Genomic DNA, 19,949 nt, shown 5'->3' on the forward strand with positions numbered 1-19,949 from the left:
CCAAATAATGGGTATCTTATTCGAGAATCCATTATAGAATTAACTTTCATCTCATAACTAAAATAATGAATAACAATTAAATCACACTATTTTTTGACCATTCAAAAAAGTGCTTGGCGATAAACGCCAAGCACACGTTATCATTCATTAGCACCATGCTGAACCAACAATAATTAGCAAGATGAACAAGACAACGATTAATACAAATCCACTGCCTTTACCATGAGATGTTCCAGCAACTGGCGCACCATAGCCATAGCAATCATAGCCGTAACCCATTCGAATCTCCTCCTAAATTGAATGTCAGAAAACCAATTTAAGGTGTATTGATTTTTCTGCTCATACTAGCATATGCATAAATGATAAACAGGTTCGACTAAATAAACGTTCAATGAATATTACAAATATTTGGTGACTAAAGTGGGCTTGAAGACTACCACTCTTCTTCTACGAGCTCTTTATTTAAATGCACGCCAGCTTCATAGCCTTCACTCGCTGCACCAACTAAACCGGTAAAACGTTTGGCAGCATCACCAATGATATAAAGACCTCTTTGTATCGTTTGTCCGTGCAGGCTCGTCTCATAGGAGCCATTTTTCTTCAATTTAACTTGTAGATGTTCGGGAAGGATCATCTGCTGTTTTGCGTTGGTTTTCAGCAAAAACGCCGCATCACAAGTAATCACCACTCCGTTTGAAAGAGCTATTTGCAATTCATTTCGTTCTCTAAAAAATCCCGAAATCTCCTCCTCCATGATCGGTATTCGTCTATGTTTAAGCTCATCATAATCTTTATTAGTGAAGGTTCTTGGCCCGCCAGTTAATATTTCAATTTCGTTACTCCATTGCCGGATTAATTTTACATACTCAATTAATTTATCCCCGTTACCTATAACCGTTAATTTCTGGTCTCTAAGCTCCCATCCATCACAATACGGACATGAAAACACATATTTTCCATACAAATCCTTTAACCCATTAATGTTAGGAAGCTGCTCCTTTAAACCGCTTGCTACAATTACCTTCTTTGCACTAAACTGAAGACTTCCGACCTCAATTGTAAAAGTTGAATGGCTTTGCTGTAGGTTAATAGCCGTTCCGTAACAGAATTGGACTGTCTTGTATTTCTTCAATTCTTTTTTAGCTAATTGGCGTAATTCTTTTGGTGAAATAGCATCTCGTGTTAAAAAACCATGTGACGATTGAACGACTAAATTTCGTGCTTGTTCATTATCTATAACTAAAACAGAACGTTTAGCTCTGCCTAAAACTAGAGCAGCTGAAAGTCCACTCGGACCCCCTCCAATAATCATAACATCAAACATATGATTGCCATCACTCCTTAAAATCAGCATATAAGAAGTATTTCCATTATAAAGATAAACCATAAGTAACTATTACGTCATATACTTTTTCAGTACTCTCCTACGTGATGGGATACGTTTTCACCTCAATAGGTTAGGCTACAGTTTTATCATATACATTTTGCCCAACAAAAAAAGGTTTGTTCCATACGATCGAGATCGATCATATGAAACAAACCTAAACTAAATTATTCTTCCCACACTTTAACTTCTGCCATTACATCACCTTGTTTAATGCGATAAACAGACTCTAAACCTTCTACAACTTGTCCGAACACAGTATGTACTCCGTCTAAGTGAGGCTGAGGCTCATGAACGATAAAAAACTGACTACCACCCGTATCTTTCCCCGCATGTGCCATAGATAACGAGCCTGCCACGTGTTTATGAGGGTTTCCTTCTGTTTCACATTTAATTGTATATCCTGGACCACCCGTTCCATTTCCAGTTGGACAGCCTCCTTGTGCCACAAAACCAGGAATGACTCTATGAAAGGTTAATCCATTATAATATCCTTCATTCGCAAGCTTTTCAAAGTTTTCAACCGTTTTTGGCGCTTCATTATCGTAAAATTCAATGACAATTTTTTCGCCATTCTCAAAAGTAATACTTCCTTTTTTCATATGTAAAATCCTCCTCAAATATTGTTCATCTTATTTTACATGATTTAAATAAGAAAAGCGACTAATCAGTATTTGACCTATTAAAGAGAAAAGGAGGTGAAAACGTCATTCTTTTTCATCTCCTTCATTTTTAAATTCACTATTTCAACATATGATTAGGTAACGAAAGGTCATTCCTCACAAGATCTGGATAACTTTCTCGCTCAATAACTTCTACCGCTTCTCCATTCTCAACAAATACAACAGCAGGTCGTGGGATACGATTATAATTGTTAGCCATCGAATAACCATAGGCACCTGTACAAAAAACAGCTAAAATGTCTTCATGCTTTGCTTTAGGCAGTGGTAAATCCCAAATGAGCATATCACCACTCTCACAGCATTTACCAGCAATTGAAAAAGTATCAGTCGCGTCTTCATTTGCTCGATTAGCTAACACACCTTCATACTCAGCTTGGTATAGCGCAGGTCGTAAATTATCACTCATTCCACCATCTACAGCTAAATAGTGTCGAACGTTTGGAATTTGTTTTTGTGAACCAATTGAATATAAAGTAGTACCAGCATCACCGACTAATGAACGTCCTGGCTCAATCCATATTTCCGGGATCACCATACCAGCATTTTTAGCTTTTTCCTTCACAATAGTAGCCATTTCTTTTACATAACTTCCGGGTGGTAATGGTTTGTCACCATCCACATAGCGAATGCCAAACCCACCTCCAACATTCATAACCGAAGGAACAAAATTATACTGCTCCTTTAAATCTTCTAGTAAATCAAACATTTTCTCAACAGCCATGACAAATCCTGATGTTTCGAAAATTTGCGAACCAATATGACTATGCAACCCTAGTAATGTTAGAGATTCATCGTCTTGAGAACGTTTAACCGCTTCATGAATTTGCCCACTAGTAAGATCAAAACCGAATTTAGAATCTTCCTGACCAGTTGAAATATAATCATGAGTATGTGCCTCAACACCTGGAGTAATTCTTAGTAAAATTTGCATGTGTGCTTTTCGAAGCTTACAAATTCGACTTAACTCCTCCAATTCATAAAAGTTATCAACGACCACACAACCAATTTTAGCCTCAACTGCCATTTCTAATTCTTCTATACTTTTATTATTGCCATGAAAATGGACACGTTCCATTGGGAATTCAGCTTCAATTGCTGTATATAACTCACCACCTGAAACGACATCCAAGCTCAAGCCTAAATGATTAGCCAATTCGAACATTGCAATTGAACTAAACGCTTTACTAGCATAAGCAACTTGATACGGAATATTGGCTTGACGAAAAGCCTCCTGAAACTGATGAGCCCGTTCACGAATAAGAGCAACATCATAGACAAACAACGGTGTTCCATATTCATCAGCTAAATCAACCATATCGACGCCACCGACTTCTAAATGACCTTTTTCATTCACTTGACTCGTACCATGTCTATACATACAGTTCTCTCCTTATTATCAAAAACGATCGAAATATCGACCTCAACTTTATCACAGAAAAGTAGAATATTCAAATAAGAAAGAATCATTAGCAATCTTTCCGCAAAAGTTTCATTCGCAGTCGCTACAATAGTTTTAAGGTTAGATGAAAGTACTTAGTACACAACCAATCATGTAACTTACGAAGTTGCCGCACTTCTCTTAATTCGCTTAGACTCAACTTGATTATGCTTCTACTCAATTAGTAATGTCTAAGCAAAAAAACATCACTAAAGAAGGCATGCCCCTTTAGTGATTCTCTTCCTGCGTGAGTAAACTAATTGAAGTACTTCATTCCGACCGTTGCTTCACAACATTCTGTGGATGAACAATTGACGGTCTAAAGCGTAATGTTGGTACAGATGACCTGACTAGAATGTGCCACATCGCAGGTGGATCGAATGGGAGAAATGGCCATAAATATGGTTTATTAAATGTCTTAATGATCGTTAATGCTATCATAAAGACCGTTAAACCAATGACAAACCCTGGCAACTTAAAGAACGCAACTATTAGAATAAGTAACACTCTAACCATTCTAAAAGCAATCCCCAATTCATAGCTTGGCGTTGCAAACATCCCAATCGCGCCTAAAGCAATGTAGAGTATAACTTCTGGTGTAAAATAACCGACCTCAACAGCTAATTCCCCTATTAGTATGGCAGCAACTAACCCAAGTGCAGTCGCCAATGGTGATGGTGTATGAACCGCAGCCATTCTTAAAAGCTCGATTCCTAATTCTGCAAATAAGATTTGTACAACAACCGGTATATTATTCATTTCTTCAGGCCCAATAAAGTCTAAACCAGCAGGCAAAAGCGACGGCTGCATAACCAATAATAACCAGAAAGGCAAAATAAGTAACGAAAACATAATTCCAATAAATCGGACCCACCTCAATACCGTTCCGATCATAGGTGCTTGACGATACTCTTCTGCATGTTGTACATGATGAAATAAAGTAGTTGGAGTTATAATAACACTTGGGGACGTATCAACCAATATAATGATATGCCCCTCCAATAAATGGTCAGCTGCAACATCTGGTCTCTCTGTATACCGCACAAGAGGAAATGGGTTCATCCCCTGCTTAACCATATATTCTTCAACAATCTTATCTGCCATTGAAATGCCATCAATTTGGATAGCCTCAAGTTCTTTTTTTACTATTTTAACCATTTTTGGATCAGCGATGCCCTCTATATAGGATATACACACATCCGTCTTTGAACGAGTTCCAACCTTCAAAATTTCATTTCGTAAGCGCTCATCACGAATTCTTCTTCTTGTTAAACCTGTATTCAAGATGATATTTTCCGTATAGCCATCTCGCGCTCCACGTACAACTCGTTCAGTATCAGGTTCTTCAGGACCACGACCTGGATAATCACGGACATCTATTACGATCGCTTGCTTTTCACCTTCAACTAAAATAGAAATTAAACCTGATAACATTTGTGTTGCCGCATCTTCAAGTGTATCGACAAATTCAACTTGAACATGAGGCAAATGATTAATAACTGTTTGCTTATAATCTATAACATCAGATTTTTTCCCACGTGAATCGAGTAGCATTAGCTCACGTAAAATTTCAATAATGAACAGGTTATCACAAAGACCATTGACAAAATAGATTTGCAACTCTTTATCAAATACAGTAAGCTTCCTAACACCTACATCAAATGATTGATCAAAACCTAGACGTTGCTTTAGTAGTTCTTCATTTTTCCTAATTTCGGGTGATATCGGTGTTTGCTTTTCCTTTGTTTGACTCATGATATCCGCTCCGTTCTAAAATAATCTCTACTGCTTTCTTTGTTATAGGTGCTCCTTTTTCAACTGAATCACGTCCAGCCATCTTTCCTATATCACCGATACCGATAATAATCGGAATATTTAATTGATCCAACACATATACGGTATCTCCATTTATTCTTCCTTTTTCTAAATCAGGGAGACCCTCCTTATCTACTCCGAACTCTGTTAAATAGCCAAACCGATCTATGCTCACATTTACGTCTGACCACTCTGAACAATGTGTCGATGAAGCTACCGCAATTGCTCCAATGACTTCAATGTTTGGGTGCTCGGCAACAGCTTTCATCGCTTTCTCTCCCGGTCCTAATTCTCGATAACCGCAATCATCAAACATGACCAAAACAGGGTCAACTGGCGTTTCAAATATGTAGGAAAGCAATTGCTCACCATTAAGCGTGCTCGGATTTCCTGCTGATCGACTAATACAGCGCCCACCTAAATCTGAAGCGACACACTCAACCGCTTTACGAGCTGCTTCATCCCCATCAGTAATAAAGATGACTTTCCGCTTCAATACCATGTCCATTCATCCTCTCGGTTTAAAGAAAAGAGCGACTAAAAAACTAAATAGAATAGTTGAAGAAATCCCGACCGACGTTACTTCAAAAACGCCCATCCCAACTCCGAAGAATCCATATCGTCCTCCTTCAGACATAGCTCCATGTACGAGTGAGTGCCCAAAGCTTGTAATCGGTACTGTCGCTCCAGCACCTGCAAAGTCAATCAATCGATCATATAGATGATAACCATCCAACAAAGCTCCTGCTACTACTAACGTGCTCAATGTGTGTGTTGGTGAAAGTTTTCCTATATCCATTAACATTTGACCAATAAAACATATCGTTCCACCGACAAGAAATGCAGCAACATACTCAAACATGTCAATCCTCCCATTCAAAGGAGACAGCATGTGCAATACTAGGTATGGACTCACTTTGCTGCATCATAAGCGGACTTAATAATGCACCTGTTGCCACAACAAGCATTTTTCTAATCGCACCTCGTTTCATTTCACTGAGTAAATGACCAAACGTAACAACTGCTGCACACGCTGCTCCACTACCACCAGAAAAAACAGGCTGCTCTTGATCAAATATCATAATGCCACAATCTTCATGGTTATTTAGTGAAATATGATCTTCTTCCAATAGTCTGTGCAAAATTCCACTTCCTACTCGTGATAAATCACCTGTTACAATAACATCGTAATAAGATGGATCACGCTTCATTTCCTTAGAATGCTTAAGAATAGTGTTGGCCGCTGCCGGAGCCATAGCAGATCCCAAATCATATGGGTTTTTCATACCTAAATCAACAACTTCTCCAACTGTCGCACTCGTAATTCGAATTTGACTTTTAACTGAACCGATGACCATCGCACCAGCTCCTGTTACAGTAAAAGTAGCTGTATCAGGACGTTGCCCACCGAATTCAGTAGGGTTTCTAAATTGTCTCTCAGCTGTAGCATTATGACTACTGACAGCGACTAGTACTCTGTCAGCTACGTTCGTATCCACAAACAATGCTCCCAACGCAATCGCTTCAGCTACCGTTGCACACGCTGAAAACAACCCGAAGTAAGGAATCTCTAATTCACGAGCAATATAATTAGAAGTAACAATTTGATTCAGTAAATCTCCGGCTAAAAAATAGTCAATATCTTCTTTTTTCTTTTCTGCTTTTTTTAATGCATAGTCAATCGCATCTTTCATAAGTTGTCTTTCAGCTAATTCCCAATTATCTTGACCGGCATACAAGTTTTCATACACTTTGTCAAAGCTATCTTGAATGGGTCCTTTACCTTCTTGGGGTCCTACTGCTGTACCAGTAGACTGAACATAAACAGGAGCATTAAATAACCACGTATTTTTCCCTTTTCTTTGCAAGTAAACACGCTCCTTACGAATTAATCAACATTGAAACCAACAACCTTGTTAAGGCAACCACATACGCTGAAACTACTCCAAATGCTATAACAGCACCGGTTAGTTTAAACATATTTGCCCCAATCCCGAATACGAGGCCTTCACTTTTGTGTTCAAGTGCTGAACTTGTCATCGCATTAGAAAATCCAGTAACTGGAACAAGTGAGCCTGCACCGGCAAATTGCCCTAAACGATCATACACACCTACCCCTGTTGCGAGTGCAGCTAATAATATTAACGTTGCCAGCATGGAACTCATTGCCTCTTCTTCTGTAAAAGGTAAATAAGTCATGTAAACCTTACTCAACCATTGACCAAATGTACAAATGAGACCGCCTATAATGAATGCTTTTAATCCATTTTTTAAAACGTGCTTTTTAGGCTGGTATAATGTTATGTTTTTTTTATACTGTTTCTTTTCTCCTTCTGTTAGCACATACAGTTCCCCCTTACCTTCGATCAATTAAATAGTAATGTTAGTATGATAAAATTATTTTAAGAACATACATTAAATTGTTAATCTTCATTTCTAAACGCAATTACGTACGGAGCCTATCCCCCCTGAATCGACTTACACCCATTTTGATTAATCTTCTTAGAACTTTTTTATTTTTACCTTTTAAAAAAAAGAAGAATAAAAAAGGTTGCATTCACCTTCTTTACCCTTCCTTTTTAACTAATACTACAAAATGGTTGCTGATCTTCATCCTTAACATCTGTTAACCACTTTTCAATGTCATATTTCTTTTCTATGAAAACTTGATGCCAAATAATAAAACAAATAACGGTCCATAATTTTCGACTATGATCAGCCTCTTCACGAGCGTGTTCATAAAGAAGTTCTCGAACAAACGATTTATTAAGTAAATAAGATGCCTCACTTTCTCGAATGAGTTCCTCTACCCAATCAAACCACTCATTGCGTAACCACACACGTAAAGGAACAGGAAAGCCAAGCTTTCTACGAGCAACTACATGTGCAGGAATACGATCAGCAAATGCCTTTCGTAACAGATACTTCGTTGTACCTTTAGCTGTTTTAGCTTCGGGTGGCAATTGCGAGGCTACCTCAAATACATATGAATCAAGAAAGGGTACTCTCAATTCCAATGAATGGGCCATCGTCATTTTATCAGCTTTCATTAGAATATCACCACGTAACCAAGTCATTAAATCTATATGCTGCATTCTTTGTATCGGGTCTTCTCCAACACTTTCTTGGTAAATAGCATCTGTTATCCTTCCATTTGTATATATTGAGTTATATGATTTTAATAATTTCATTTTTTCTGTTTCTTTAAAAATAAACGCATTACCAATATAACGATTCTCTAACGGAGTAATCCCTCGTTCTATCCAACTTTTCCCTTTTACTCCTTCTGGTATTAGGTAAGCCAATTTGGCCAATACAGGCTTCAAAGCTGTTGGAACCTTGTTAAATGGAGATAGACTAATTGGTTCCCTGTAAATCGTATATCCTCCAAATAGTTCATCCGCTCCTTCACCAGAAAGGACCACTTTGACATGTTGACTTGCCTCTTTCGCAACAAAGTATAGCGGAACAGCAGCAGGATCAGCAAACGGATCATCTAAATGCCAAAGAAGTTTTGGAAGCTCCTCTTTATAGGAATGTGCTGATAAATATGAAACGTGATGTTCGATATCAAGCTCCTTTGCTGTTTTTTCTGCTACATCCACTTCACTATAACCATCTTCTTCAAAACCTATTGAGAAAGCTTTAATACCAGGGTGATGTTCACTTGCCAAAGTTGTGATAATCGTAGAATCAATTCCACCAGATAAAAAACATCCTACTGCTACATCACTTCTCATATGCTTCTCAACTGAATCACAAACAACATTTTTTATATCTTTTATCCAGTCATCTTCCGTTTTATATGACGTAGTCAAAATAGGTTTCCAATAAAACTCTTTTTGCAAAGGTTTACCAATTTCTTTTATCGCAACCATACCAGGCTCTACACGTAGAATCGAGTCAGTCATCGTATAAGGCTCTGGTACATATTGGAATGAAAAATAATGATGAAGAGCTTGTTTATTAAGGTTGCCATCCTTAATTCGTTGAGTTATACATTTTTTTTCTGAAGAAAAAATAATGCTCTTTTCATCTTCATGATAATAGAGCGGCTTGATACCAAAACGATCTCGGCTAATAATCGCCTGATTCTTCATCTTATCCCAAATAACAAATGCGAACATACCTCTTAGCTTCTCCACAAACTGCATTCCAATCTCACTATAGAGAGCAAGTATAACCTCGGTATCTGAAGATGTTTGAAATTCTTTTCCTTTTTCCTTTAATTCGTCACGTAACTCAATATAATTATAGATCTCACCATTAAATACAATTGAATAGCGGTGATCCTCATAAGTGAGTGGTTGATTTCCCCCTTCTACATCAATAATGCTCAATCTTGAAAAAGCCATCTCCATATAATCTCCTTTTAAGTAACCAACCTGATCTGGACCACGATGATGAATATAGCGATTACACCCCATCATCTTTTTATAGGAGCCTTTTTCAGCTTGTCCACTAATTCGAACAACAAAACCACACATGTGCATCTTCCCTTCTTCATCGAAAGCGTCATTTGATCATAAAACGAATAGAACTCGATAAAGGTTACATCACTACAAATCTTTTCTGCATGGTCATAGGTAAAAACGCCTTTGAGATTTTTTCTCAAAGGCGTTTTATTCTACGGTCTGATTAAAGCTTATATTCTTTTTCCTCATAAGGATGAGCAACCCAACCTTCAGTATCAATAAATAGACGAACAGCAACAACTTGACGATCATCCATTAACGTGAAAAAGTGAGGTGTGTACTCTGGAACAGAAATCACATCACCAGCTTCTAGTTCAATGTCAAAATAACCATTTTCACCTTTTACAATGAAAATACCATGACCTGCTGTAATAGCACGAACTTCATCATCAGTATGAGTATGAACGTTCTCAAACTTTTTCAAAAGTTCCTCTAAATTAGGAGTACTTTCAGATAACGAAATGACATCCCAGTTCACATAGCCTCTACGTTCACCTAATGAGCGAATATCGTCATCAAAGTTATTTAAAATTTCCTGCTTATCTTCATCTGATAAATCAAAGCGTTCCTTTAAATGATCTGGTAGCTTAGACATATCCCATTTTTCATACAATACTTCTTGACTTTCGAGAAATGCTTTCACCTCTTCTGTTCCTTGAATCACTTCATTCGTGTTACGAATTTTAATAACTGCCATTTTTAATAACCTCCTTTAAATTTGCTGCTTTTGCATGAAGCAGCTTCATTTGATATGAAAATAAAAATTCACAAGCCTCTAGATGACGCTTGGCCTCAAACGCATTACGTCCCCACACAGTAATACCATGATTACGAATCAGGACGGCCTTTGTGTCGGGTTCAATCACGTGACTAATAGCCTTACCCAGCGTAGGAAGGTCACTATAATTTTCAACGATAGGGATCGTTAATTGACCATCTTCCGCCCAAATTCCAAATGCTTTAATAAGCTCGACTCCTTTGAATGTAATAAATCCTTGTTCAAAATAGAGCTCAGATATTAAGTTATTATCTAGCGTATGTACGTGCAGGCTGCAACCAGCATCTGTCTTTTTATACACTTCTAAATGTATGACGGTTTCAGCCGATGGCTTACCTTCATCGGTTAAAGGCTCCGCATCTTCATTAACTAGAACAAAATCCTCATTTGTTTCTTTGTACTTATCCTTGCCACTTACCGTTACTAAACATTGAAGTGGCTCATCCTGTACTTTAATTGATAAATTTCCACTCGTTCCTGGAAACCAATCTCTTACTGCTAGTTCTCTTTTAATACTTGCAAGTTCATTCCAATGCAGAATCAAGATTCGAGCCCCCTTTCGTTCAACATTTCTATACAATCATGAAACGTAACAAATGGTGCATGTTTCAGATTCAATTGTTGACATTTTTCTAATAATAAATCTCGTGCTAAAACGAAATCAGCTTGTTTTGCCGCTTGTAAATCGGTTATCGAATCGCCAATGACAATAATATCTCTACCTTTTGCTTCCTTACGAATAATAGAAGGCTTGCAGCAACCGCAATCATTCTCACAAAAAGCGTCACATTCATGAGGCCATTCAATTTTGATTGTCTCCTCATCAAAGCTTGCCGAATTACAATAAACCGGTAATTCATATGCCTTTAATAAAGGATAAACAAAGAAATCAATGCCACCACTTACAATGATCAATTCTATTCCTTGCTCCTTTGTATAAGCGACAAAATCGTCAAAGCCTTCGCGAATCTTTGCATCAGCTAAAATAAAATCGATCAGCTGTTGCTTCGAAGAAGATGGTAGTAAGCGGAAGAGCTGCCCGACACCTTGCTGGATCGAGATTGTCTCTTCTAAAATTTGATCCTTGATTTCATTCCACTCAGGAGGAGCAAATTCTTTCATAATTGCAATAATATTATCGTTCGTTGTAATCGTCCCATCAAAGTCACAAAAAATAACAGGCTTCATTCTTTTTACGCTCCTCCCCAAAGCTCAATTGCTTGACGGAGTTCCGCTGAATGTAAGGCTGCATCCTTTAATGATTGACCTTGCATAACCGCATTAATTGCTTGTCGAAATGCTTTTCCACCAGCAGGTGCCCCTCCAGGGTGACCATGAATTCCTCCGCCAGCATTAATCACACTATCGATCCCAAAGTCTTCGTATAACTTCGGTGTTAGACCAGGATGAATACCAGCAGATGGCACGGGAAAGGCCCGATGAAACAGATCTTTATCGGTCAATTCACGAGCAATTTTAATCGTTTCTTCCTTGGCCATCGCGACAGATCCATAAGGAGATGGGAATAAGACAAGATCCGCACCAGCCATACGCGAAAGTTTTCCAAGAAGAAGAGAAGGTGATAAACCGTAATCCGTTGATGAAATCATCGCACCTGAAAATGCAGGATGTGCCATTATAGGCAGTGGAATGTCCGGGTCCTCTGTTAATTCTTGTAGCACGTCTAACCCATATGAAAAGACGTTGAATAGAAGTAAATCTGCGCCTGCATCTACAGCCCGTTTTGCTTGCTCCTTCAACTGAAACGTACGGCCTGTAATATTTGCTGCATATAGTGTTCTTTTTCCTGTTTCCACTTCACTTTCCGTGAGTGCTTCTTTGCAGACTCTAATTCGCTCAGTTAAAGGTGTCCGTTCATTTTCAAACAGTATTTCATCGTCTTTGACGATATCAACACCACCAAGTGCTTGACCTTTCATCTGTTCCTTCAAAGAAGATAAATCTCGGCCGATTACCCCTTTGAAAATGCTCATCAACAATGGACGATCATAAGCTCCAGAAAGCTTACGAATCCCTTCTAGCCCTACTTTTGGTCCAGGATATTCTTTCTTTAAATTTTCACTAAAGGAAAGATCCACTAATTTTACTTTACCATCCAAAGAGAGCTTTCCAAATACCGTTGTCAAAATAGCCGGAATATCATTCGTGAAATTCAAACTTGGGTACCCAATCGTTATGACTGATTTTTCATCTAAGATTTCTGTTTTAACAACTCGCCCTTTATGCTTTTTTAATTGTTCTTGTTCGACTGAAGGAAGGTTTGTCCATGATCCAACCGTTAATCCAACCGCAATCGAATCGGCTTTTTTTTCAATATTCGTTGTTCCATCTATTAGGTAGGTTGCTAGTACCTCACCCATATTTGCCACCACCTATATATCAACAGATATGTATTCGTTCATTAATTAAAAATTATGACAGTATTCTATTTTTTCGTCAATCTTTTTACTTTTCAAACAATCTGAATTGACAAACTATATTGAAAAAGTGTAACATGACCGTATATTAAATGACTATGAATAACACTCTTATCATGAGAAGGCTGAGGGATTTGGACCGATGACGCCCGGCAACCTGCATTACGCGAAGGTGCTACTTCCAACAGAATGAAATCCATTCTGAAAGATGAGAGGAACGAACAGTTCTGTTTCAATCCTCTTGATAAATCAAGAGGATTTTTCATTTGAATGAGCGAAAGGGAGGAAAGATGATGACTATAGATACTGTTAGATATGAACCTTTTACAATTGAAACGGCAATAGCCTATAGTAAACAAATCGGTCTATTTACACAAAATGATGTTTTAGAAGCTGAGGAAATTGGGGATGGTAATCTCAATCTTGTTTTTCGCATCCAAAATAAAGAAACGAATAAATCAATTATATTGAAGCAAGCCTTACCATACGCAAAGGTGGTCGGTTCTAGTTGGCCATTAACACTTGATCGTGCGCGTATCGAAAGCGAAGCATTAAAACACGCCTATGAAGTTGTACCAGAGTTTACGCCTCGCGTTTATCATTCTGATCATACATTGGCTGTCACTGTCATGGATGACTTATCTCATCTACAAATAGTACGAAAAGGATTAATTGAAGGAAAAGTTTATCCTCGTCTTGCACGGGATATCGGGACTTTTTTAGCGCATACTTTATTTTATCATTCTGATTTTGGGATGAATCAACAAGAGAAGAAGAAATTAACGTTACATTTCAACAACCCTGAGCTTTGTAAAATTACAGAAGATCTTGTCTTTACAGACCCATTCTTTGACCATGACACAAATAATATTCCGAGCAAATTAAGAGAGTTTGTCGAAACAACGCTTTGGTCAGATAAGACATTAAAAAGAGAAGTTGCTTCTTTGAAACACCTTTTCTTAACAAAAGGAGAAGCGCTCATTCACGGAGACCTTCATACTGGTAGTATATTTGCTTCAACTGAGGAAACAGTTGTCATTGATCCTGAGTTTGCTTACTTCGGCCCAATGGGTTTTGATATCGGCGCCTTTATTGCCAATATTCTACTAAGCTATCTATCTCAAGAGGGTCATATTGAAAATGATCAGACAAGAAATGAGTATCAAGACTATTTACTAAGTGTATTAATAGAAACATGGAACATATTTGATGTAGAATTCGGTGCATTATGGCAGGACAATAGTCAAGATTCATTTATGAAAGTAGATGGTTACTTAGATGATGTACTTAAACAAATTTTTCAAGATACTCTTGGCTTTGCTGGTTGTAAAATGATTCGTCGAATGATTGGATTAGCTGGTGTTGAAGACGTTGAAGCTATTGAAAATGAGGAATTACGCTTGAACGTTAAACGCTCTGCTATTACATTAGGGAAAACACTTATTATGAACCGATCACAAATAACATCCATTAATGAACTAAAGAAGGTTGTGACACAATGACAAAAGCAGTAGAACCGATTCGTTCGGTTGAATGGAATAACAATCATGTTAAACTGCTAGACCAACGACTATTACCACAGCAAACCGTATTTTTAACGTTAACAGCGATACAAGATATTTGGGATGCTATCTTTGAATTAAAAGTAAGAGGTGCTCCAGCCATTGGTATTTCTGCTGCCTATGGGTTATGTTTATGGTCTCAAGCATTTGAAGGAGATGACTTCCAGACCTATTTAGCTTCACTCCAAGAACAGGCCACCTACTTAGAATCAGCAAGACCAACTGCTGTCAATTTATTTTGGGCTATTAGACGGGTTGTTAAGGTAACTAAATCAGCCAGCACTGTATCAGAGGCAAAGCAACTACTATTAAATGAAGCAAAGCTTATACAGGAAGAAGATGAAGCTGTATGTAGAGCGATTGGCGAACATGGCTTAGCTTTATTTGAAGATGGAGATACCCTTCTTACACATTGTAACGCAGGTGGTATTGCAACAGCTCGATATGGTACAGCTCTTGCTCCATTTTACCTTGCAAAGGAGCAAGGAATCACATTAAATGCTTTTGCTTGTGAGACTAGACCTGTCTTACAAGGAGCACGACTAACGGCATGGGAATTACAAAACCTTGGTGTAAACGTCACTCTAATTACAGACAATATGGCAGCACATACAATGAAATCAAAAGGGATCAACGCCGTCATTGTCGGAGCAGATCGAATTGCAGCTAATGGAGATACAGCTAATAAGATTGGAACATTCGGTATTGCTTTAATCGCTAAAGCCTTAAATATTCCATTCTATGTCGCTGCCCCACTTTCAACAATTGATCTCGATACAGCTTCTGGCGATGAAATTGAAATTGAAGAGCGACATGCTGATGAAATTAGAACGATTAATGGTCAGCAAATCTCCCCTACTGATATACAAGTATATAATCCTGCTTTTGATGTAACTCCATCTGAGTATATTACAGGTATCATAACAGAAAAAGGAGTTATTAGTGGTGGAAATTATATCGACGGGTTAGCTAAACTGTTTTAAATAGATAAGAAAAACGCGACAGTGTCTTTTCTTTAAAGCGGCGTGTGAGTTTCCCAACACCCTCTATGTTTTCCCCATTTGATTAGAAAATTAAGGCTTGTCACAAAAGTATCAAGTCATTTTTTGCGACAAGCCTTATTATTATGGTTCACTCATTTCGTTTTTCATTTGTTCCAATATTTTCTTTTCTAACCTTGAAACTTGTACTTGTGAAATACCTAAACGGTTTGCAACCTCAGACTGAGTCTGATCTTTATAATACCGCAAATAAACAATTAATCGTTCACGTTCGTCCAAATCTCGTATCGCTTCCTTTAAAGCGATTTTATCAAACCATTTCGTTTCTGTTTGATCAGCTATTTGATCAAGAAGTGTAATCGGATCGCCATCATTTTCATAGACAGTTTCATGGATTGATGATAAGGATTTGCTCGCTTCTCCAGCAAAAACAACTTCTTCCGGTGAAATATCTAAATACTTAGCAATTTCATTAACCGTTGGCGTTCGTCCTAGTGTCTTTGTCATGTCATCTTTTACTTTGCGAATTTTGTTACTTAATTCCTTAATCGAACGACTTACCTTTACCGTACCATCATCTCGTAAAAAGCGTTGAATTTCCCCTATAATCATCGGTACAGCATAGGTTGAAAATTTCACATCATAGGAAAGATCAAATTTATCTACCGATTTAATTAATCCAATACACCCAATCTGGAACAAGTCGTCAGCCTCATACCCTCGATTCATAAAGCGCTGAACAACAGACCATACGAGGCGCGTATTACGATTAACAATCATATCCCTTGCCTCTTGATCCCCAGCTTGACTTTTCGCTATTAATTCCTTTACTTCCTCATCTGTAAAATGAGATCTTTGCTGCTTTTTTTGCTGTTTAACCTCCACATCCATAGTCAAAACCCCTTAATTACACATAGCTTTGCTATTTGTAAGAGTTTTCTTCAAATATACGGTTGTTCCAATCATCGGTTCTGAAACAACATCAACATGATCCATAAAGTTTTCCATAATCGTAAAGCCCATTCCTGATCGTTCAAGCTCTGGCTTTGACGTATATAATGGCATTCTCGCTTCTTCAATGTCTTGTATTCCTAATCCTTCATCACGAATAATGAGTTCAATGGCATTCTCGACTAATTTAACATGAATATATACGAGACCATTTGGATCGTTATGATATCCATGAATAATCGCATTCGTAACAGCTTCAGATACAACCGTTTTAATTTCCGTTAATTCATCCATCGTCGGATCAAGCTGAGCAATGAAAGCAGCAACCGTTATTCTAGCAAATGATTCATTTTGACTAACAGCCGAAAATTGTAAGTCCATATGATTTTTCATTTATGCCACCCCCAAAGTCTGTAACGCATACTGCTCGCTCTCTTCTAATCGAATAATTTTAAATAAGCCTGAAAGTTCAAACAAGCGTTTAACAGCTGGTGAAATGGCACAAACAACCATTTCACCACCCACTGCTTTTACTTGCTTATACCTGCCTAATATGACGCCAAGACCTGAGCTATCCATAAATGAAAGTTGCTCTAAATTTAAAACGATATGCCTCACTTCATGTTGTACTAGCTTATTCTCTACTTGCGTTCGCAACTCCTCTGCCGTATGATGATCAAGCTCTCCAATGAGACGAACAAGTAATACAGCTCCTCTTTCCTCTACACCAATTTGCAAACTCAACATGATCACTCTCCCTCTAGGTTCAATTTGCACAAAAGATGTGCTCCTTTGCTAGAGAAATTCTCCTTATACTCTGTTAATTCCTGTTCCATGACAAAACTAGTGCTTTTTCGAACAAAGAAGTCAATCTCCTTAAGAAGATACAGCAAATTTCCCAATCGTTCGTTTAAAGATCGTCCACCACGAGGCCTCCTGTACATCGCTCTCTGCTAATAATTTCGTTTCGTTTAACAGTTGTCCTTCTTTTTCAATGTAAAGAGTTCCAATAACAGCACCTTTCTCAATCGGAGCACGTAAATCGTCATTCAACTGTATGCGTTCAACAACATCATCTATTTTTATTCCTTTTTTCGTTAAAAGTGATACCGATTCAGCAGTCATTGCTGCAACCTGCTTCTTATCCCCTTTGCTAACGTTCACATCAGCCATCACATAACCACGGTCATATAATTGATGTGTTTCATATTGACTAAACGCATAATCTAGCATCGACGTAATTTGAGCGTTTCGTTCCTTTGGAGAAGGGGCACCCATTACAACCGTAATAATTCTCATTCCCTTTTTCTCCGCTGTAGCTGCTAAGCAATATTTCGCCTCTTGAGTAAAGCCCGTTTTCAACCCATCTACTCCTGGATAGAATTTCACTAGCTTATTTGTATTTACAAGCCAAAAAGGGTCTTCACTATCTTGACGCAAATAATCTTCGTAAATCCCTGTAAAATTTGTGATGTCTTCATACTTTAATAATTCTTTTGACATGATCGCCAAGTCATGAGCTGATGAATAATGTTCATCGGCCGGAAGACCATTGACATTTACAAATCGAGTATGCTCTAATCCTAAATTCTTCGCTTTGTTATTCATCATTTCAACAAATTCTTCTTCTGTCCCAGCAATATGCTCAGCCATTGCAACAGATGCGTCATTACCTGAAGCAACTGCGATCGCTTTCAGCATATCACGAACAGTCATTTCTTCACCCGGTTCTAAAAAGATTTGTGATCCACCCATAGAGGCGGCATATTCACTTGTACGGACCATGTCATCATATGTAATCGCTTCACGTTCAAGTGCCTCCATAATTAATAGCATCGTCATGATTTTAGTCATACTAGCAGGTGGTAATTTCTCGTCTTTATTTTTCTCAAATATAATTTCACCTGTATCTCTTTCAATAACAATTGCTGAGGTTGCATTTTCTGCTAATTTCACTTGTTTCTCGGCTGCAATAACTGTCGGTGCCCATAAACCGATGATGATACTGACACATACAATACTGGATAGAACTTTCCTCATCTCCATCCGACCTCCAATTTTATTTTCATTGTCGTACTCACAACCTTTGTGACACTTCACCTAAGTTTGCTCTTTCCATCTTTACCATTTTTTCAATCTTTATACCTTTCATTTTTTACTATTCACTTGAAAGAGCAAAACAGCTCGGAAGGATTATACCTCCCGAGCTACGCCATCAATATAAAAGTAACTAAATTATTTTGAAAAGCCACCCATTTGTGACTCAGCTTGTTGTACCAAGCGCTTAGTAATTTCTCCACCAACTGAACCATTTGCGCGAGAAGTTGCGTCAGGTCCAAGTTGCACACCAAATTCTGAAGCGATTTCATACTTCATTTGATCCAATGCCTGTTGAACACCAGGTACTACTAATTGGTTACTGTTGTTGTTGTTAGCCATATTATCTCACCTCACTTTGTTGTGTTCATCAATAGCTTGCTTCCACTCCTTCAATCTATACTTAGTGAAATTTGCCAAAACCCTTTATATTGAACTTCAAACTTCACTTTGCTACATAAATCTCTTCGAAGTACGTAAACTATCGTTGAAAACCTATTTCATAAAGAAAGGATAAGTATAATTATGGAAATGAAACGAATCAAACAAATTCTTTCATCAACTGCTGATGTAGACGTCACTTATAATGGAACTTCCGTTTGGATTGATGATTTCAATGAATCCGATCATACAGCAGTTGTTCATTTACGCGGCCCCCTTGAAGAACGTACGATTGTACCAATAAATGAATTAAGCGAAGAATAAAAAAGTTGACATTCAAGCTAAATTCCATCATAGATCTCAAATTAATATTGATTCAGGAACAAGAAGTAGATCGATCAAAGAAAAATCCAATGATCATTAATATTCTCAAGTAAGAATATTTCAGACCGTAGACAAAACGGCTTTGAGATATGACTCTCAAAGCCGTTTTTGTATTTTTCGTATGGTTTTTCGGCGATGGTACTGTCGGTTGGGTGTTCCTCCAGTGCCATGTCGCCAGTTTTTTCAGGTTCATAGCAGCAAAAACAAGCATCGCCTGCATTGAATTTTTTTCGAGCCCCTTCAGGTTCGTCCAACGCATCCTGCCAAATGTGGCGCAAGACCAGCTTCTTATGGTCTTTGTTTTTGGTACATTGAGAAAGCACGGGACCATTCTGACACACACTCGGATTGGAGCTGTACTCACGGTATCCTTCTCTGTTCGTTGTTCGGTAATGAAGAAGTTGGTCTTGCGGACAGATGTAACAATCGTAGTAGTCATCATACACAAACTCGTGCTTTCGGAAGTAGCCCGGAGGCGTCATTGGTCGTTTGTAAGGCATGACCGCTCTTGTTTCTTCTTCTTGAAGCTTCTTCGCAATACTTGGTGTCTTGTAGCCTGCAT

The 19,949-nt window shown here is 38.1% G+C and carries 22 protein-coding genes, 1 pseudogene and 1 riboswitch; of the genes and pseudogenes, 3 read left to right on the plus strand and 20 right to left on the minus strand.

The window, feature by feature from the left end; all coding sequences use genetic code 11:
• Nucleotides 1-147 precede the first annotated feature (147 nt).
• The 14 genes from MW695_RS17535 to MW695_RS17600 all read right to left on the minus strand — a co-directional run bounded on the left by MW695_RS17535 (nucleotide 148) and on the right by MW695_RS17600 (nucleotide 12,954).
• Entirely contained in the window at nucleotides 148-279 is a 132-nt protein-coding gene (locus MW695_RS17535) for a YjcZ family sporulation protein (RefSeq protein WP_247106751.1), read from the minus strand.
• A 154-nt stretch (nucleotides 280-433) separates the two neighbouring features.
• Nucleotides 434-1,354 (minus strand): NAD(P)/FAD-dependent oxidoreductase, encoded by a 921-nt coding sequence (locus MW695_RS17540; protein ID WP_247106752.1) that lies wholly within the window; start codon nucleotides 1,352-1,354, stop codon nucleotides 434-436.
• Nucleotides 1,355-1,551: 197 nt separating this feature from the next.
• The gene (locus MW695_RS17545) at nucleotides 1,552-1,986 is read right to left on the minus strand and encodes a peptidylprolyl isomerase (RefSeq protein ID WP_247106753.1); all 435 of its coding nucleotides are present in this window, start codon (nucleotides 1,984-1,986) and stop codon (nucleotides 1,552-1,554) included.
• Between the two features lie 139 nt (nucleotides 1,987-2,125).
• On the minus strand, nucleotides 2,126-3,445 hold the full coding sequence (lysA, locus tag MW695_RS17550; RefSeq protein WP_247106754.1) for a diaminopimelate decarboxylase: 1,320 nt from the start codon (nucleotides 3,443-3,445) through the stop codon (nucleotides 2,126-2,128).
• A 330-nt stretch (nucleotides 3,446-3,775) separates the two neighbouring features.
• Entirely contained in the window at nucleotides 3,776-5,260 is a 1,485-nt protein-coding gene (locus MW695_RS17555) for a spore germination protein (RefSeq protein ID WP_247106755.1), read from the minus strand.
• Nucleotides 5,214-5,822 carry a stage V sporulation protein SpoVABEA gene (spoVAEA, locus tag MW695_RS17560; protein WP_247106756.1) on the minus strand — a complete coding sequence of 203 codons (609 nt, stop codon included), beginning with the start codon at nucleotides 5,820-5,822 and terminating at the stop codon, nucleotides 5,214-5,216. The genes MW695_RS17555 and spoVAEA overlap by 47 nt, the downstream gene beginning before the upstream one ends.
• Before the next feature lie 6 nt (nucleotides 5,823-5,828).
• A complete protein-coding gene (gene spoVAE / locus MW695_RS17565) occupies nucleotides 5,829-6,182 on the minus strand; it encodes a stage V sporulation protein AE (protein WP_247106757.1) in 354 nt (117 codons plus the stop codon).
• A gap of 1 nt (nucleotide 6,183) precedes the next feature.
• Complete coding sequence (spoVAD, locus tag MW695_RS17570; protein ID WP_247106758.1) at nucleotides 6,184-7,188, minus strand: stage V sporulation protein AD; 1,005 nt, start codon at nucleotides 7,186-7,188, stop codon at nucleotides 6,184-6,186.
• A gap of 13 nt (nucleotides 7,189-7,201) precedes the next feature.
• The gene (gene spoVAC / locus MW695_RS17575) at nucleotides 7,202-7,663 is read right to left on the minus strand and encodes a stage V sporulation protein AC (protein WP_247106759.1); all 462 of its coding nucleotides are present in this window, start codon (nucleotides 7,661-7,663) and stop codon (nucleotides 7,202-7,204) included.
• Between the two features lie 236 nt (nucleotides 7,664-7,899).
• On the minus strand, nucleotides 7,900-9,807 hold the full coding sequence (asnB, locus tag MW695_RS17580) for an asparagine synthase (glutamine-hydrolyzing) (RefSeq protein ID WP_483299870.1): 1,908 nt from the start codon (nucleotides 9,805-9,807) through the stop codon (nucleotides 7,900-7,902).
• A gap of 151 nt (nucleotides 9,808-9,958) precedes the next feature.
• Entirely contained in the window at nucleotides 9,959-10,492 is a 534-nt protein-coding gene (locus MW695_RS17585) for a 1,2-dihydroxy-3-keto-5-methylthiopentene dioxygenase (protein WP_247106761.1), read from the minus strand.
• Nucleotides 10,479-11,120 (minus strand): methylthioribulose 1-phosphate dehydratase, encoded by a 642-nt coding sequence (locus tag MW695_RS17590; RefSeq protein WP_247106775.1) that lies wholly within the window; start codon nucleotides 11,118-11,120, stop codon nucleotides 10,479-10,481. Before MW695_RS17590 ends, MW695_RS17585 begins: the two co-directional genes overlap by 14 nt.
• Nucleotides 11,114-11,761: a 2-hydroxy-3-keto-5-methylthiopentenyl-1-phosphate phosphatase gene (locus MW695_RS17595; protein ID WP_247106762.1), complete on the minus strand. Its 648-nt coding sequence runs from the start codon at nucleotides 11,759-11,761 to the stop codon at nucleotides 11,114-11,116. Before MW695_RS17595 ends, MW695_RS17590 begins: the two co-directional genes overlap by 7 nt.
• A 5-nt stretch (nucleotides 11,762-11,766) precedes the next feature.
• A complete protein-coding gene (locus tag MW695_RS17600; protein ID WP_247106763.1) occupies nucleotides 11,767-12,954 on the minus strand; it encodes a 2,3-diketo-5-methylthiopentyl-1-phosphate enolase in 1,188 nt (395 codons plus the stop codon).
• A 165-nt stretch (nucleotides 12,955-13,119) separates the two neighbouring features.
• Nucleotides 13,120-13,226, plus strand: a riboswitch (SAM riboswitch).
• 75 nt (nucleotides 13,227-13,301) lie between these two features.
• Here MW695_RS17600 and mtnK point away from each other — a divergent pair.
• Nucleotides 13,302-14,513 carry an S-methyl-5-thioribose kinase gene (gene mtnK / locus MW695_RS17605; protein WP_247106764.1) on the plus strand — a complete coding sequence of 404 codons (1,212 nt, stop codon included), beginning with the start codon at nucleotides 13,302-13,304 and terminating at the stop codon, nucleotides 14,511-14,513.
• The gene (gene mtnA / locus MW695_RS17610; RefSeq protein WP_247106765.1) at nucleotides 14,510-15,556 is read left to right on the plus strand and encodes an S-methyl-5-thioribose-1-phosphate isomerase; all 1,047 of its coding nucleotides are present in this window, start codon (nucleotides 14,510-14,512) and stop codon (nucleotides 15,554-15,556) included. Before mtnK ends, mtnA begins: the two co-directional genes overlap by 4 nt.
• 141 nt (nucleotides 15,557-15,697) lie before the next feature.
• On the opposite strand, the gene sigF is transcribed toward mtnA, so the two are convergent.
• From sigF to MW695_RS17635, 5 genes are all read right to left on the minus strand, one after another.
• Complete coding sequence (gene sigF, locus MW695_RS17615; RefSeq protein ID WP_247106766.1) at nucleotides 15,698-16,465, minus strand: RNA polymerase sporulation sigma factor SigF; 768 nt, start codon at nucleotides 16,463-16,465, stop codon at nucleotides 15,698-15,700.
• A 12-nt stretch (nucleotides 16,466-16,477) separates the two neighbouring features.
• Nucleotides 16,478-16,918, minus strand: coding sequence for an anti-sigma F factor (gene spoIIAB / locus MW695_RS17620; protein WP_247106767.1), 441 nt, complete (start codon nucleotides 16,916-16,918; stop codon nucleotides 16,478-16,480).
• Nucleotides 16,919-17,269, minus strand: a complete 351-nt coding sequence (gene spoIIAA, locus MW695_RS17625; RefSeq protein WP_247106776.1) for an anti-sigma F factor antagonist — start codon at nucleotides 17,267-17,269, stop codon at nucleotides 16,919-16,921. It abuts the gene before it with no gap.
• A gap of 132 nt (nucleotides 17,270-17,401) precedes the next feature.
• A complete protein-coding gene (locus MW695_RS17630) occupies nucleotides 17,402-18,565 on the minus strand; it encodes a D-alanyl-D-alanine carboxypeptidase family protein (RefSeq protein WP_247106768.1) in 1,164 nt (387 codons plus the stop codon).
• A 195-nt stretch (nucleotides 18,566-18,760) separates the two neighbouring features.
• Nucleotides 18,761-18,964 carry an alpha/beta-type small acid-soluble spore protein gene (locus tag MW695_RS17635; RefSeq protein ID WP_247106769.1) on the minus strand — a complete coding sequence of 68 codons (204 nt, stop codon included), beginning with the start codon at nucleotides 18,962-18,964 and terminating at the stop codon, nucleotides 18,761-18,763.
• A 183-nt stretch (nucleotides 18,965-19,147) separates the two neighbouring features.
• Here MW695_RS17635 and MW695_RS17640 point away from each other — a divergent pair, with 183 nt between their 5' ends.
• Nucleotides 19,148-19,327, plus strand: a complete 180-nt coding sequence (locus MW695_RS17640; protein ID WP_247106770.1) for an H-type small acid-soluble spore protein — start codon at nucleotides 19,148-19,150, stop codon at nucleotides 19,325-19,327.
• A 74-nt stretch (nucleotides 19,328-19,401) separates the two neighbouring features.
• On the opposite strand, the pseudogene MW695_RS17645 reads toward MW695_RS17640, so the two are convergent.
• Nucleotides 19,402-19,949, minus strand: a pseudogene (locus tag MW695_RS17645) (transposase); the annotation flags it as partial.

The organism is Halalkalibacter sp. APA_J-10(15), assembly GCF_023017105.1.
GTDB lineage: Bacteria > Bacillota > Bacilli > Bacillales > Bacillaceae_D > Halalkalibacter.